The 12,877-nt window shown below is 44.9% G+C and carries 11 protein-coding genes; 6 read left to right on the plus strand and 5 right to left on the minus strand.

Annotated elements, in window-relative coordinates; translation table 11 throughout:
• Nucleotides 1–294 precede the first annotated feature (294 nt).
• On the plus strand, nucleotides 295–3,105 hold the full coding sequence (secA, locus tag RTJ53_RS06880) for a preprotein translocase subunit SecA (RefSeq protein WP_312276386.1): 2,811 nt from the start codon (nucleotides 295–297) through the stop codon (nucleotides 3,103–3,105).
• Between the two features lie 115 nt (nucleotides 3,106–3,220).
• Nucleotides 3,221–3,649: a hypothetical protein gene (locus tag RTJ53_RS06885; RefSeq protein WP_312276387.1), complete on the plus strand. Its 429-nt coding sequence runs from the start codon at nucleotides 3,221–3,223 to the stop codon at nucleotides 3,647–3,649.
• A gap of 68 nt (nucleotides 3,650–3,717) precedes the next feature.
• Here the strand turns inward: RTJ53_RS06885 and RTJ53_RS06890 are convergent, their stop codons facing one another.
• From RTJ53_RS06890 to tsaB, 3 genes are all read right to left on the minus strand, one after another.
• Nucleotides 3,718–4,518, minus strand: a complete 801-nt coding sequence (locus RTJ53_RS06890; RefSeq protein WP_312276388.1) for a class I SAM-dependent methyltransferase — start codon at nucleotides 4,516–4,518, stop codon at nucleotides 3,718–3,720.
• 6 nt (nucleotides 4,519–4,524) lie between these two features.
• A complete protein-coding gene (locus tag RTJ53_RS06895) occupies nucleotides 4,525–5,361 on the minus strand; it encodes an undecaprenyl-diphosphate phosphatase (RefSeq protein WP_312276389.1) in 837 nt (278 codons plus the stop codon).
• Nucleotides 5,362–5,474: 113 nt separating this feature from the next.
• Nucleotides 5,475–6,146 (minus strand): tRNA (adenosine(37)-N6)-threonylcarbamoyltransferase complex dimerization subunit type 1 TsaB, encoded by a 672-nt coding sequence (gene tsaB / locus RTJ53_RS06900; protein WP_312276390.1) that lies wholly within the window; start codon nucleotides 6,144–6,146, stop codon nucleotides 5,475–5,477.
• Between the two features lie 345 nt (nucleotides 6,147–6,491).
• On the opposite strand from tsaB, the gene RTJ53_RS06905 reads away from it, so the two are divergent.
• From RTJ53_RS06905 to ubiA, 3 genes are all read left to right on the plus strand, one after another.
• Nucleotides 6,492–7,307 (plus strand): oxygen-binding di-iron domain-containing protein, encoded by an 816-nt coding sequence (locus RTJ53_RS06905; protein ID WP_312276391.1) that lies wholly within the window; start codon nucleotides 6,492–6,494, stop codon nucleotides 7,305–7,307.
• Between the two features lie 16 nt (nucleotides 7,308–7,323).
• Nucleotides 7,324–8,148 (plus strand): methyltransferase domain-containing protein, encoded by an 825-nt coding sequence (locus RTJ53_RS06910; protein ID WP_312276392.1) that lies wholly within the window; start codon nucleotides 7,324–7,326, stop codon nucleotides 8,146–8,148.
• Between the two features lie 92 nt (nucleotides 8,149–8,240).
• Complete coding sequence (gene ubiA, locus RTJ53_RS06915) at nucleotides 8,241–9,146, plus strand: 4-hydroxybenzoate octaprenyltransferase (protein WP_312276393.1); 906 nt, start codon at nucleotides 8,241–8,243, stop codon at nucleotides 9,144–9,146.
• Nucleotides 9,147–9,221: 75 nt separating this feature from the next.
• Here the strand turns inward: ubiA and purN are convergent, their stop codons facing one another.
• Both purN and purM read right to left on the minus strand, forming a co-directional pair.
• Nucleotides 9,222–9,917: a phosphoribosylglycinamide formyltransferase gene (purN, locus tag RTJ53_RS06920; protein ID WP_312276394.1), complete on the minus strand. Its 696-nt coding sequence runs from the start codon at nucleotides 9,915–9,917 to the stop codon at nucleotides 9,222–9,224.
• 161 nt (nucleotides 9,918–10,078) lie between these two features.
• Nucleotides 10,079–11,125 (minus strand): phosphoribosylformylglycinamidine cyclo-ligase, encoded by a 1,047-nt coding sequence (gene purM / locus RTJ53_RS06925; protein ID WP_312276395.1) that lies wholly within the window; start codon nucleotides 11,123–11,125, stop codon nucleotides 10,079–10,081.
• A 315-nt stretch (nucleotides 11,126–11,440) separates the two neighbouring features.
• Here purM and RTJ53_RS06930 point away from each other — a divergent pair, with 315 nt between their 5' ends.
• Nucleotides 11,441–12,667 (plus strand): AI-2E family transporter, encoded by a 1,227-nt coding sequence (locus RTJ53_RS06930; RefSeq protein ID WP_312276396.1) that lies wholly within the window; start codon nucleotides 11,441–11,443, stop codon nucleotides 12,665–12,667.
• The last annotated feature ends 210 nt before the right edge of the window (nucleotides 12,668–12,877 follow it).

Genomic DNA, 12,877 nt, shown 5'->3' on the forward strand with positions numbered 1-12,877 from the left:
TATCGCATCATTTTACAAGGCTTGTTATTTAACTTGCTATTTAACTTATTATTTAACAGGGCTTGTTTTAAAGCTTGAGGGTATTGCCCGTGAATTAATGATTAAAAATTAATCGACTGGAAATTAGCAGGCGGATGAGGCGAGCGGTTCAAACTCACAGGCTGTCATAACCTTGTATCTAAAAAAAGCAAACCCATATATAATAGCAAAATTTATTTTGAACACCTTTATTAACCGTCATCGTATTAAAAGTCATCGCACTTATTGATTTGAGCACTTTAGGAAAATCCTCGTATGTTAGGCAAAATGATAGGCAAGGTTATTGGCACCAAAAACGACCGTGAGCTTAAGCGAATGCGTAAGTTGGTCGACAAAATCAACGCCTTAGAACCCAAAATCCAGCCCCTCTCTGACGAAGCATTAAAACAAAAAACTGCGGAATTTAAAACCCAATTTGAGCAGGGTACTAGCCTAGATACCATTTTACCTGAAGCCTTTGCGGTCTGTCGTGAAGCCTCAAGCCGTGTCCTTGGCATGCGTCACTACGATGTACAGCTCATCGGCGGTATTACCCTGCACGAAGGTAAAATCGCCGAGATGCGCACGGGTGAAGGTAAAACCTTGATGGCAACGCTTGCGATATATCTCAATGCGATTAGTGGTAAAGGCGTGCATGTCGTCACCGTCAATGACTACTTGGCAAGCCGTGATGCCGAACTAAACCGCCCATTGTTTGACTTTTTGGGCTTGACTGTCGGCGTGATTTACTCACAGCAAGACCCGATGGAAAAATTTGAGGCCTATGCCGCGGATATTACCTACGGTACCAACAATGAATATGGGTTTGACTACCTGCGCGACAATATGGTATTTCGCCTAGATGAGAAAAAACAGCGCGGACTCAACTATTGTATCATCGATGAGATTGACTCGATTTTGATTGATGAAGCGCGTACGCCGCTGATTATCTCGGGTCAAGCCGAAGACTCATCGGCTATGTACCGGCTGATTGACACCATCATCCCGCGCCTCAAGCGTTCAGAAACCGAAGAAGGCAACCGCGAAAACCGTGAGCAAGATTTTTGGATTGATGAAAAAAATCGCCAAATCGAAATCAGCGAAAAAGGCTACGAGAAAATCGAAAAATTCTTGGTGGAAAAAGGCGAGCTTGGCGAAAACGAGAGCCTATATAGCCCAACGCGCTTGCCATTATTAGCCCACGTCCAAGCTGCGATTCGTGCGCACCATTTATTTGTTAAAAACATTCACTATATCGTGCATGAAGGCGAAGTCATTATTGTCGATGAAAACACAGGGCGTACCATGCCCGGTCGCCGCTGGTCAGAAGGGTTGCACCAAGCGGTTGAAGCCAAAGAACAGGTCGAAATACAAGCCGAAAACCAAACGCTCGCCACCACGACATTCCAAAATTATTTCCGTCTGTATGACAAACTCTCAGGCATGACAGGTACAGCGGATACCGAAGCCGCGGAGTTTAAACAGACTTACGATCTAGATGTGGTGATTATCCCAACCCACAAACCGATTCAGCGTATTGACCTTGATGACCAAATTTTCCTAAGTAAAATGGGCAAATATCAAGGCATCATCCGCGAAATCAAACGCATTCAAGAAAAACGAGCACCGATTTTGGTGGGAACGGCAACCATTGAAGCCAGTGAAGTGCTTTCAGAGTTACTGACGCAAGAAGGCATTCAACATAACGTCCTCAATGCCAAACAGCATGAGCGTGAAGCCGATATTATCGCGCAAGCGGGTAGCCCCAATGCGGTCACTATTGCCACCAACATGGCAGGTCGCGGTACCGATATTATCTTGGGGGGTAACTGGCAAGCCGAGCTCGCCAAAATCGAAAACGTCACCCCTGAAATGAAAGAGCAAGCCCATGCCGAATGGCAAGTGCGAAACCAACAAGTGCTAGAGGCGGGTGGTTTACATATCATTGGTTCTGAGCGTCACGAATCACGCCGTATTGATAACCAATTGCGCGGTCGTGCGGGTCGTCAAGGTGACCCTGGGGAATCACGTTTTTTCTTGTCGCTTGAAGATGACTTGATGCGGATTTTCGCTGGCGATCGCGTGGTGAATATGATGCGCGCGATGGGGCTAAAAGAAGACGAAGCCATTGAGCACAAAATGGTGTCACGCTCGATTGAAAACGCCCAAAGAAAAGTGGAAAACCGCGACTTTGATGCTCGTAAGAGTCTACTCAAATACGATGACGTTGCCAACGAACAACGTAAGGTTATCTATAAGCAGCGCGATGAACTGCTTGCCGAAAGTAATCTACAAGCAGGTATCGAAGCGATGCATTACGATGTGTACAATGCCTTGATTGACCAATTCGTGCCACCCGGCTCGATTGATGACCAATGGGACATTGATGGGCTTGAAGACGAGCTTGAAAATGAGTTTCGTATTTATATGCCAATCAATGACTGGCTAGATGCCGATCGTCGTTTGGATGAAGAAGGCTTACGCCAAAAAATCATTGAGGCTGCGTTACTCAACTACCGCGCTCGCCGTGAGCAAATGGGTGAAGAAAATGCTGCCCAACTTGAGCGTCACTTTATGCTATCTAGCCTAGATAAGCATTGGAAAGAACATTTAAACCAAATGGATCAACTGCGTAAAGGTATCCATCTGCGAGGCTATGCGCAAAAAAATCCTGAGCAAGAATATAAATCTGAATCCTTCTCATTGTTCCAAAGTATGCTCGGTGCTATCAAGTCTGAAACCGTGCAAGATTTAGCGCGTGTTCATATCCCAACGCCAGAAGAAATCGCTGAGCTTGAGCGCCAGCAACGTGAACAAGCTGAGATGATGCGTCTGCATTTTGAGCACCAAGAAATGAATGGCGTGACCGGTGAGCTGAGTGACGATGAAGACATGATTGCGCGTAACAGCCAGCAACGCACGCGAGCCACGTATTCATTTGGTCTAAGCGGCTCAGCCGCAGCAACCGCGAGTCCAGAAATGGCTGAAAATGGTGAAAACCCTTATGCCAACTTAGCAATTAGCCGAAATGCCCCTTGTCCTTGTGGATCGGGTTTAAAATACAAGCAATGCCATGGCAAAATTTAAGGTGACATCATTATCATCTTTGAATTAGCGACCTTGTTGATTGAACAATTTTTACTATATAGGCTATCAAGTACGTTATCGGGTTGAGCGATTTATTGATAGTAGAGGAATACCCATGCAAAACACACTAGCAAAAATCACCATGCTGAGTTTAGTATCGGCGCTTACGTTGACAGCTTGTGATAAAAAGACTGACAGCACAGACAATGCCGCGGCAGCGTCAGCGGCAGAATCACAAGCCGTACCAATGTCAGCTGCGCCTGCCGATGAAAAAAATAGTGCCGCTGTGACCGAAGCCAATGCCACCGTAGATGCCGGTCCTGACGCTACTAGCGCCAGTGGCACCGCAGCGACCCCTGTTGATGCGATGCCAGCGAGTAGTAATGAGGCAGACGCTACAGATGACGGCGGCGCGGATAATTCAGACATGGATAAGATTACGGAAAATGATACCGTGATTGATAATGCACCTGCTTCGCCCAACGCACCAAAAGCCAGCGATGATGCAGGACCTGCCGTTGGTAACCAAAAGGTTGGTCAATAACAACTACACCCACAAAAAAAGCTGATATCCATCAGCTTTTTTAACATTTCCTCTAAACGTTGTTAAAACTAAACGCTGTTCAAATAATTATCAAAACGCACGATATCATTTGATAGGCTTAGGTTGGGCGATTGGTCTGCAAGAAAAGGCGCTGATTTGGGTCGTTTGACTACCACCATACCATTGGGGGTTATTTGTGCCAACGCCGCCGACAATAATTGTTGTGATTGCGCAATGGACGGTGGGGTCGTCACAGTATGCAACATCTGCATATGTTTATTAACCGCTGATTTGTAGCTATCGGCGGGAAACATTGGATCTAGATAGACACGGTCGACTTTTGGCAATTTAGCCAGCAACTCTATCGCATCGCCATGATAAATCGTTAATCGACTCATCAATTTTTGCCAGTTGCGATGCTGCGCCATTTTTTGCTGTTCAAGTTGCAGTAGCAAAAACATCAGTGGCTGCTGTTCAAGCAACGTCACACTGGCACCGGTACTTGCCAAGATTAAGCTATCATGCCCAAATCCTGCGGTTGCATCAATGACAGTCATGCTGGCTTGTAGCTGCATGGCTTTGAGTAGCAGCTCAGTTTTTTTGCCCGCTTTGACCACCCGCTGTTGTAGGCTTTGCCAATTTGGGCTGACTTTCATGCCAGCTGCGATGACAAAAACGTCGCCTACCTCATCAATCAGCACACTGTTATCATCGACTGATTTCAGCCATTTTTGAGTTACTTTGCTAGTAATCTTTTGCAATTGTAAATTGACGGATAAAGGGGTGAGTATGGTCTCAACGTTTGCCAAACGCTGCTCGCTTGGCAAAGTGTCAACATAATACAGTTGGATTGATTGATGAGATAGCATGGCGAGTTAAATATAGCCCAGCATACCAGCGATGAGTACCAGTACGCCTACCACGATGCGCCACCACGCAAAAATCGTAAAATCACGGGTACTGACCCAGTTAACCAACCATTTGATGAAAATCATGGCAAAAATAAATGAGACCACCACACCCACTGCCATGATAGTCCAGTCTTCAGCGGTGGTCAAAATATGATGGTTTTTGGTCAGGTCTAATAGCCCAGCACCTACTAATACAGGAATCCCTAAAAAGAAAGAATACTCCGCAGACGCCTTACGTGATACCCCCAAAAATAGGGAACCAATAATGGTAGACCCTGAGCGAGAAGTACCAGGAATCAAGGCAAGACATTGAATCAAACCAATGATAATCGCCGTTTTAATATCAATATCTTCCGCTTCGGCATATTTGACCGTATGTTTGTGTTGTTGGCGCTCTGCCCAAAAGATAATCAAACCACCGACAATCAATGAGATTGCCACCACGGTTGGGTTAAATAATGCCGCTTTTAACGCTTTATCAAACATCAAACCTATCACCATAATCGGAATGGTGGAAATAATCAGCGAGATGCCCAATTGACGCGGGTTTTTACGCTCAGGGTCTTTACCCGTAATAAGTCCCATCAAGGCACGCCATAGCCGTCCCCAGTACAAATAAATTACCGCCGAAATCGCACCCAGCTGAATGACGACGATAAACAAGTCGGCTTTGTCTTTGGTCCAAAAATTTAACAAGGAGTCGGCAAGAATTAAATGCCCGGTACTTGAAATCGGTAAAAATTCGGTAATGCCCTCAACCATGCCCATGATGATGGCTTTAAAAATCAAAATAAGATCCATAACGTATCCAACAATGTTAATTATTAACAGTCAAAGCTAACAATTTTTGCGCTTATAATAAGGTAAAGGGTAGCGAGTCAAACTTAACACAATATGAGTAATCAGCCGATAAATTAAGTCTTTTGTTGTTCGGCTAGGGTTTTCCACGCATTATTTCTTAAATAAACCGGCAACGCCAGCTCAGCAGGGACGGATTGGTGCTGCTGGTACAAGGTTAGCCCAAGTTTGGCAATGATAACCGCTGAGGGGCGAATATCGGCAAAGATGGCTTGACCTAGCTGCGCATTGACCAAGGTTGCGCCATTACCTACTAAGGCTAAGTCTTTGTCTATCACACTGTCATAATCAAGCAACTGCTCAGTAGTACCTGCCACAAGCTGCATGATACCATCGCTCATGGCGTATTCACCGGCGTACACTTGGTTCATGCGCGCATCTGTCAGCGCCAATACGTGGGGGCGTTGGTGTAGTTCAAATGCCGTTTGGGCGATAGCTTGCAGGCTTGATACAGGCAAACATGGCACATCATGGGCAAAGGCGATGGCTTGCGCTACCGCCGTATTAATGCGTATGCCACTAAAAGCCCCGGGCCCTCGATTAAAAGCAATCGCAGTCAGTTGTGACCAATCAATCGATGATGCTGTCATCAGCGCGTGTATCATCGGCAAAATTTGCTGGGTTTGCAGACGATTTCCCGTCAGGGTCTGTTCAGCGATGACATTACCCGCTAAATCCACGAATGCCACTGAGCATTGGTCAAACACACTTTCAAGTGCCAAAATCATAACAAATTGCCTTTACCGTTTGTAGCAATCATGCGCTTAAAGCACACAAATTTTGCCTAAAAAATTGCTTGGTATGATACCACTAAAAACAAAGTTGAGCATAATTTAGTTAACAGGGATTTAAGCAAAAATACCCTCAATCCCATCAATAAAATGCTATAATCCTTACTATTTTTAGGGATTTAAAGCCAATGTATTAAAGGTGATAGCTAACGGTGAACAATGGTTTGCAAAGTCACTCAGAGTCATTCAAAGTTACTTTGCTGCACAATTTTATAGCGTGTGTGATAGCGTTTTTTATCAGTAATTTAAGTTTTATTTGTCGGTTAAATGGGTAGATAGGTTATGAGCGGTAAAATAATTTTTGATAATGGCAAGCATCAGTGCATTATGTTTAGTGATTTGGTAAAAGGTGACGGTATTCAGTCCAATCAATTTTTAATTTTGCACTCAGATGAGGAAACTGTCGGCGCGGTTATTGACCCAGGTGGGGATTTGACCTATACGCCGCTCACCCTAGCACTGCTCAAACATACTGATATAAGGCATATCCGCTATGTGATTGGCTCACACCAAGACCCCGATATCATTGCGTCATTGCCGCGTTGGCTATTGCATACCCAAGCCAATATCGTCATCTCAAGATTGTGGGAGCGTTTTTTACCGCATCTTAACTCCGCGTTTACCACTGACCGTCTGCAAGAAGGGTATCTTAAGCGCTTGATTGCGCTGCCAGATGAAGGCGCGGTGTTGCCTTTGGGAAAAACCCAGTTATTTGCTTTGCCTGCGCACTTTCTGCATTCAGAAGGTAATTTTCAGTTTTATGACCCCATTAGCAAAATTTTATTTTCAGGCGATATGGGGGCTTCGTTGTTGGGTGATGCGAATGTGCCAGTGGAAGATTTTGATTCCCATATTCCGACCATGCGAGGGTTTCATCAGCGCTACATGGTCAGTAATAAAGTCACCCGTTTTTGGGCAGATGCGGTTCGACAGTTAGATGTCGAGATGATTGTGCCGCAGCATGGCAAATCTTTTGTTGGCAAAGCCATGATTAATCACTTTTTGGATTGGATAGGCAATTTGCCTTGCGGGGTTGATTTGCTCACACAAGACGATTATGACTATGCAGCGCTAATTAATAGTGTTAAAGTTGACTGATTTGTTGTTTTAGTCGATGATGTCCTGTACTGTCACCCCTGTTTTTGAACAATTTGCCACCTCATACGATGCCGCCACGCCGATTCAATCGCAGGTGGCAGAGCATTTGGCGCAGCTCATTGTGCGTTACCATACCGGCGTAACCGATATGTGCGTGGTTGATGTGGGCTGTGGCACAGGAAAATTGACTCAAGCGGTGATGTCAAAGTTTTTACAAAACGCAGCGCTAGCTTCCGCTCAGTTATATGGCGTAGATACTGCTGCCAGTATGCTTGCAATTTGGCAACAGCGAGTCGCGCATCTTTTGTCGATGCCGCCTTCATCTACCCCAGTCTCGTCGCTACCGACGTCCCCAATCATGCTGCACAGCCAAGCGCTCTGCGCCAATATGGCAGATATGGCATTGGCGAATCAATCAGCCGATTTGGTGATGAGTAGCTTTGCCCTTCATTGGACATCGCCAAGTGTTATCGCAGAGCTTGGACGCATTGTCAAAACCAAAGGTCAGCTGCATTTGGCGATTCCGGTGGCTGGCTCTTTTCATGAAGTCCGTCAGCGCTTTCCCAAGTTACCTGTTTTTGATTTTTTACCCAGTCACGCTTGGCTAGCGGCGATAGAGACCTTGCAGCAACAGCGTCAAGGCACGCTAATGTATCAAGCCGAGCAATCGTTTGCTGTTTCTTATGACAACTTAAGAAGTCTGTTAAAAAATCTCAAGCAAATGGGCGGCGCCGTCTCTGGCAAAGACAGCATCGATACGGCGGTATTTAGACGCTATTTGCAAGACCAATCACCGATTGGGCTGGATTATCAACTGCTGATGATTGGCTTACAGCTGTAAGGGTAACAAATTTATCGACGATTTGGCTAACATTTAGCGCTACACTAGCTTCAACCTTCTATTCCTTTTTGATTATTTTAATTAAACATGCTATGACTACACACACTCTGTCTTTTAAAGATAAGCTTCAAGCCTATATTCACTTGACCCGCTTTGATAAGCCTGTGGGCATTGAGCTGGTGTTTTGGTCGACTTTATGGGCGGTGTTTTTGGCGGCAAAAGGGTTTGAGCAACTCCCACCTTGGCATGTGGTGGCAATCTTTGCGGTGGGTGCGGTGTTAATGCGAGCGGCAGGCTGTGCCATCAATGACTTTGCTGACAGAAAAGTCGATGTCCATGTGTCGCGAACCAAAGGTAGACCGCTGGCGGATGGTCGTTTGACGGGTAAGGAAGCGGTTTGGACGTTTTTAATTTTATCTTGGGTGAGTGCAGCGCTATTAGTATTTTTGCCTGTGCAGGTTTTTATTTGGTCATTTGGTGCGGTGGCGCTGGCATTTATCTATCCGTTTATGAAACGCTTTACCCATTTGCCGCAAGTGTTTTTGGCAGCGGCTTTTGGTTGGGCGATTCCGATGGCGTATGTTGCGGTATCGCAAGTATTAACGGGGCAGACCGAGGTTGATATTTGGTGCTGGCTGCTGTTTTTCGGCTATATGTGCTGGACGGTGGCGTATGATACCCAATATGCGATGGCAGATCGTGAGGATGATTTAAAAATTGGGGTCAAATCCACTGCGATTTTATTTGGTAAACACGATGTGTTGATAATCAGCCTACTTCAAGGGATATTTTTGCTCAGTTTGGCGGGCGTGTTTTGGCATTATTTTGGCGCGCTTTCAGTATTGGCGCTGCTACCTATCGTTGCTATGTTTTACCGACAAAATAAACAGTGTCTCACCTATGACCGCAAGCTTTGCTTTAACGCATTTTTAGATAACGTGTGGGTAGGGCGCTATGTATTTTTGCTAATCGTGATATTGAGTGTATTGGGACTTTGAAGATAAACTGTGATAAACATAAAAAAACGCCTAAATTTGATTGTAGGCGCTTTTTTGATTAGAGCCATAATTTGACTATAACCATAATTTGATAGGCAAATTGAGTCCAAGGCGGTTGGTGAGTTGGTTGTTTTTAAGTGAAACAATCCGCTCAGCAAATAACCCCACCACCATAGGCAGCAATTGGTGCTCCATCGCATGAACGCGCTGCTGTAATTGGCTAGCATTCTCAGCCGCGTTGACGCAGGTCACCGCCTGGGCGATGACTTCCCCTGCATCAAGTTCGCTCGTTACCAAATGCACACTGCAACCATGATAGCGCTCGCCAGATTGTAGCACGCGGGTATGGGTATCTAAGCCTTTGTAATTGGGTAGTAGTGACGGGTGCAGATTTATCATCGGCACGTTTAATCCATCCTTGCTGGTGACACCATCAATAAACAGCGGCGTTAAAATCCGCATAAATCCTGCCAACACCACCAAATCAGGTTGCCATTCATTTAACACAGCAAGGGCTTTTTGTTCAAAACCGACACGGGTATATTTTTTGCCATTATCGTCACGCTCAATCACTGCGGTTGCAATATTGGCTTGCTGCTGCTCATTGGCAAAATGAATGCGCTCAAGTGCATAGGCATCGGCTTTATTGCTAATCACGCCCACGATTTGAATGTTCAATAGTTGCTGTAACTGTTTATCAATTAATACTTGCAGGTTACTGCCACTACCAGAGACGAGGACGGCAATTTTTAACGGGGTAGGGTTTGTCATGTTCAATTTCATAATGATAGCAAAGCAATAGGTTGGAAAAAGTAAGGTGCGTAAAAACGCACCTTTTTAACTAGCTCAATGGTAAATTAACTCAAGGATAAATTAGCCCAATAGCAAAATAGCCTAATATAGTAAAGTAACCGATTGAGTCGCGGATAAAATTAGCGATAAGTTACCGCATCACCTGTTCTTTCAACGATTTCACCCAATTTCCATGCGGTTTCGCCTTGCCCATTGAGTAAGTCAATGGCTTGGTCTGCTTTATCTGCCGGTACCACGACGACAAAACCCACGCCGCAGTTAAAAGTGCGGTACATTTCCATTTGCGCAATATTGCCTTTTTCTTGTAACCAAGCAAATACAGGCGGGAATGTCCAAGAATTCACATCAATTTGCGCCGCCAAATGGTCGGGCAATACGCGTGGTAGGTTCTCCGTCAAGCCGCCACCGGTGATATGTGCCATCGCATGCAAGTTTGCATTGCCCAAGGTTTTTTGCAGTTGTCCAATGGCTTTGACATAGATTTTTGTCGGTGCCATCAACACGTCTTTTAATGCTTTGCCGTCTAATTGTTCAGTGGCAACATCGGCACCACTGACTTCAATGACTTTACGCACCAATGAATAACCATTTGAATGCACGCCGCTAGAGGCGATACCGATTAATACATCACTGTTGGCAACGTTTTTACCCGTGATAACTTCCGACTCTTCGACGACGCCCACACAAAACCCTGCCAAATCATAGTCGTCATCTTGATACATACCCGGCATTTCAGCCGTCTCGCCACCGATGAGCGCACAATTTGCCAATTTACAGCCGTCACCGATACCACTGATAACTGTTGCTGCGGTATCGACGTCCAGTTTTCCTGTAGCGTAATAATCTAAGAAAAATAATGGCTCAGCGCCACAGACTAGCAGGTCATTGACACACATCGCGACCAAGTCTTGACCAATGGTGTCGTGTTGCTGCAGTTGTAAAGCCAGTTTGAGTTTGGTACCGACACCATCAGTCCCTGAGACCAATAAAGGGGATTTATAGCCTTGTGGAATACGGCACAAGGCGCCAAATCCACCCAAACCACCGACTACTTCAGAGCGGCTAGTTGCTTTGGCAACTGATTTAATGCGCTGAACTAACGCTTCGCCAGCATCGATATCGACGCCAGCATCTTTATAACTTAACGAAGTGGGTTGTGTAGTCATGGTCTTCCTATCGCCAGAATCATTGGGAAAAGTAATACGCGCATTATACCCAAATTCCCATCAAAAAGAAAAATAATCCATCGCTTTCCTACCTGGCTAATATTAGGCTGTTTATCGTTCATGACGCCTTCGAGCCCCACAAATGTGATAGGGCTTTATAACATAGCTTTGAATATTTGTATGAGTTGTGCAGTTTGCGCTATCTATTTTTGTCAAATTACCTAAAATTAGTCGAAAATACAACGATGGCAGTGACCGTCTTTTATTTGACATTACCCTTATATTTTTGGCGTATTTGGCTTTTTTGAGGAACCTATGTACAACCCATTCCCTTATCGATTTACGAAAGATGTGTTTTTCAAACGGGTATTTATATCGCTATTTTTGGTTGCAATAGGCTATATCATTTATCAATTGCAATCGGTAATTTTGCCATTTTTGGTAGCATTTATTTTGTCGTATGCGATTAATCCGCTGGTACAAAAATTACAGGACAAGGCACATATTCGCCGCTGGGTGGCGATTTTGCTGGTATATTTGTCCACTGCGCTGATGATTGGATTGATACTCTGGTGGCTCATTCCACTGGTGTGGGAGCAGTTACAATCGGCATGGAAGTATGTACCGACAGCGATTGACTATTATAACAATACGCTGCGAGGCTGGGTGCGTTCTCACACCCCCATACGCTTGCCTGCCATGCAAGTACGCGATATGTCCAAAGGCTTGGTCGATTTTCTCAAAGAAAACTACAATATCACCGATGCGCGCTCATTTTTTACCAATTTAATGTTATCAGGCATGAATGTAATCAATGTGGCGGGTATCGTGGTGCTGGTGCCGATTTTGATGTTTTATTTTTTATATAATTGGGATGAGCGCTTGGTAAAAATGCGTCATATGATTCCCAACCGTTATATTCCATCTGTTTATCGTATCGCCAAAGAAAGTGATGAAGCGTTGATGTCATTTATCAAAGGTCAGCTACTGGTAATGGTGCTGCTCGGTATGGTGTACGCGGTGCAACTGCAACTCATTGGACTTAAAGTCGGTCTTATCATCGGTATGATGGCGGGTATCGCAAGTTTTGTGCCGTATCTTGGCTTTACCCTTGGCTTTATTGCGGCGATTATTGCAGGGCTGTTTCAATTTGGCGTGGACTGGGTACATTTAGTGCTAATTGTCGGTGCCTTTATGGTAGGGCAGGCGGTGGAAGGTTATATTCTGCAGCCGTTATTGTTGGGTGATAAAATTGGTTTATCTCCCCTGTGGGTGATGTTTGCGGTACTTGCCGGGGCGGCACTGGCAGGCATTGCAGGTATGCTGATTGCTTTGCCGCTTGCCGCTGTGCTCAATGTGCTATTCCAACATGCATATGACAGTTACCGTGAAACTGAGTTTTATAAAGGCGATGCCCAATATGGTTTATTTAAAGAAAAAAATCTGATGGATATCAAACTTGAGCAGCAGCAAAAACAAATCGAGGCGCAAATGAAAAAAGAAAATACCAGTTGGATGACGCGGATAAAAAATATCTTCTAAAACAGCAAGCTGTCATTCGAATGACTACAAGCGCGTAATTTTACCGTATAATAGCCGACTATGTGATAGGCGTTTTCTATCTGATAGGCGGCTATAGATACGCTCAATCAAGCATTTATTGTGAGGAGTTGGTCTGCCTTACGTTAGATGCTTTTTTTATTTGCAATTTTTCCAATAAATGACGCGTCGTTGATAGCTGAAGCGTCCTCA

This window comes from Moraxella sp. CTOTU46711, assembly GCF_031975715.1.
In the GTDB taxonomy this organism is placed as follows: domain Bacteria; phylum Pseudomonadota; class Gammaproteobacteria; order Pseudomonadales; family Moraxellaceae; genus Faucicola.

Coding starts and splice junctions, on each gene's coding strand:
- ubiA (WP_312276393.1), top strand. CDS start 8,241: ATGACTACACACACTCTGTCTTTTAAAGATAAGCTTCAAGCCTATATT.
- purM (WP_312276395.1), bottom strand. CDS start 11,125: ATGACTACACAACCCACTTCGTTAAGTTATAAAGATGCTGGCGTCGAT.
- RTJ53_RS06895 (WP_312276389.1), bottom strand. CDS start 5,361: ATGGATCTTATTTTGATTTTTAAAGCCATCATCATGGGCATGGTTGAG.
- RTJ53_RS06930 (WP_312276396.1), top strand. CDS start 11,441: ATGTACAACCCATTCCCTTATCGATTTACGAAAGATGTGTTTTTCAAA.
- tsaB (WP_312276390.1), bottom strand. CDS start 6,146: ATGATTTTGGCACTTGAAAGTGTGTTTGACCAATGCTCAGTGGCATTC.
- RTJ53_RS06885 (WP_312276387.1), top strand. CDS start 3,221: ATGCAAAACACACTAGCAAAAATCACCATGCTGAGTTTAGTATCGGCG.
- RTJ53_RS06905 (WP_312276391.1), top strand. CDS start 6,492: ATGAGCGGTAAAATAATTTTTGATAATGGCAAGCATCAGTGCATTATG.
- RTJ53_RS06910 (WP_312276392.1), top strand. CDS start 7,324: ATGATGTCCTGTACTGTCACCCCTGTTTTTGAACAATTTGCCACCTCA.
- purN (WP_312276394.1), bottom strand. CDS start 9,917: ATGACAAACCCTACCCCGTTAAAAATTGCCGTCCTCGTCTCTGGTAGT.
- RTJ53_RS06890 (WP_312276388.1), bottom strand. CDS start 4,518: ATGCTATCTCATCAATCAATCCAACTGTATTATGTTGACACTTTGCCA.
- secA (WP_312276386.1), top strand. CDS start 295: ATGTTAGGCAAAATGATAGGCAAGGTTATTGGCACCAAAAACGACCGT.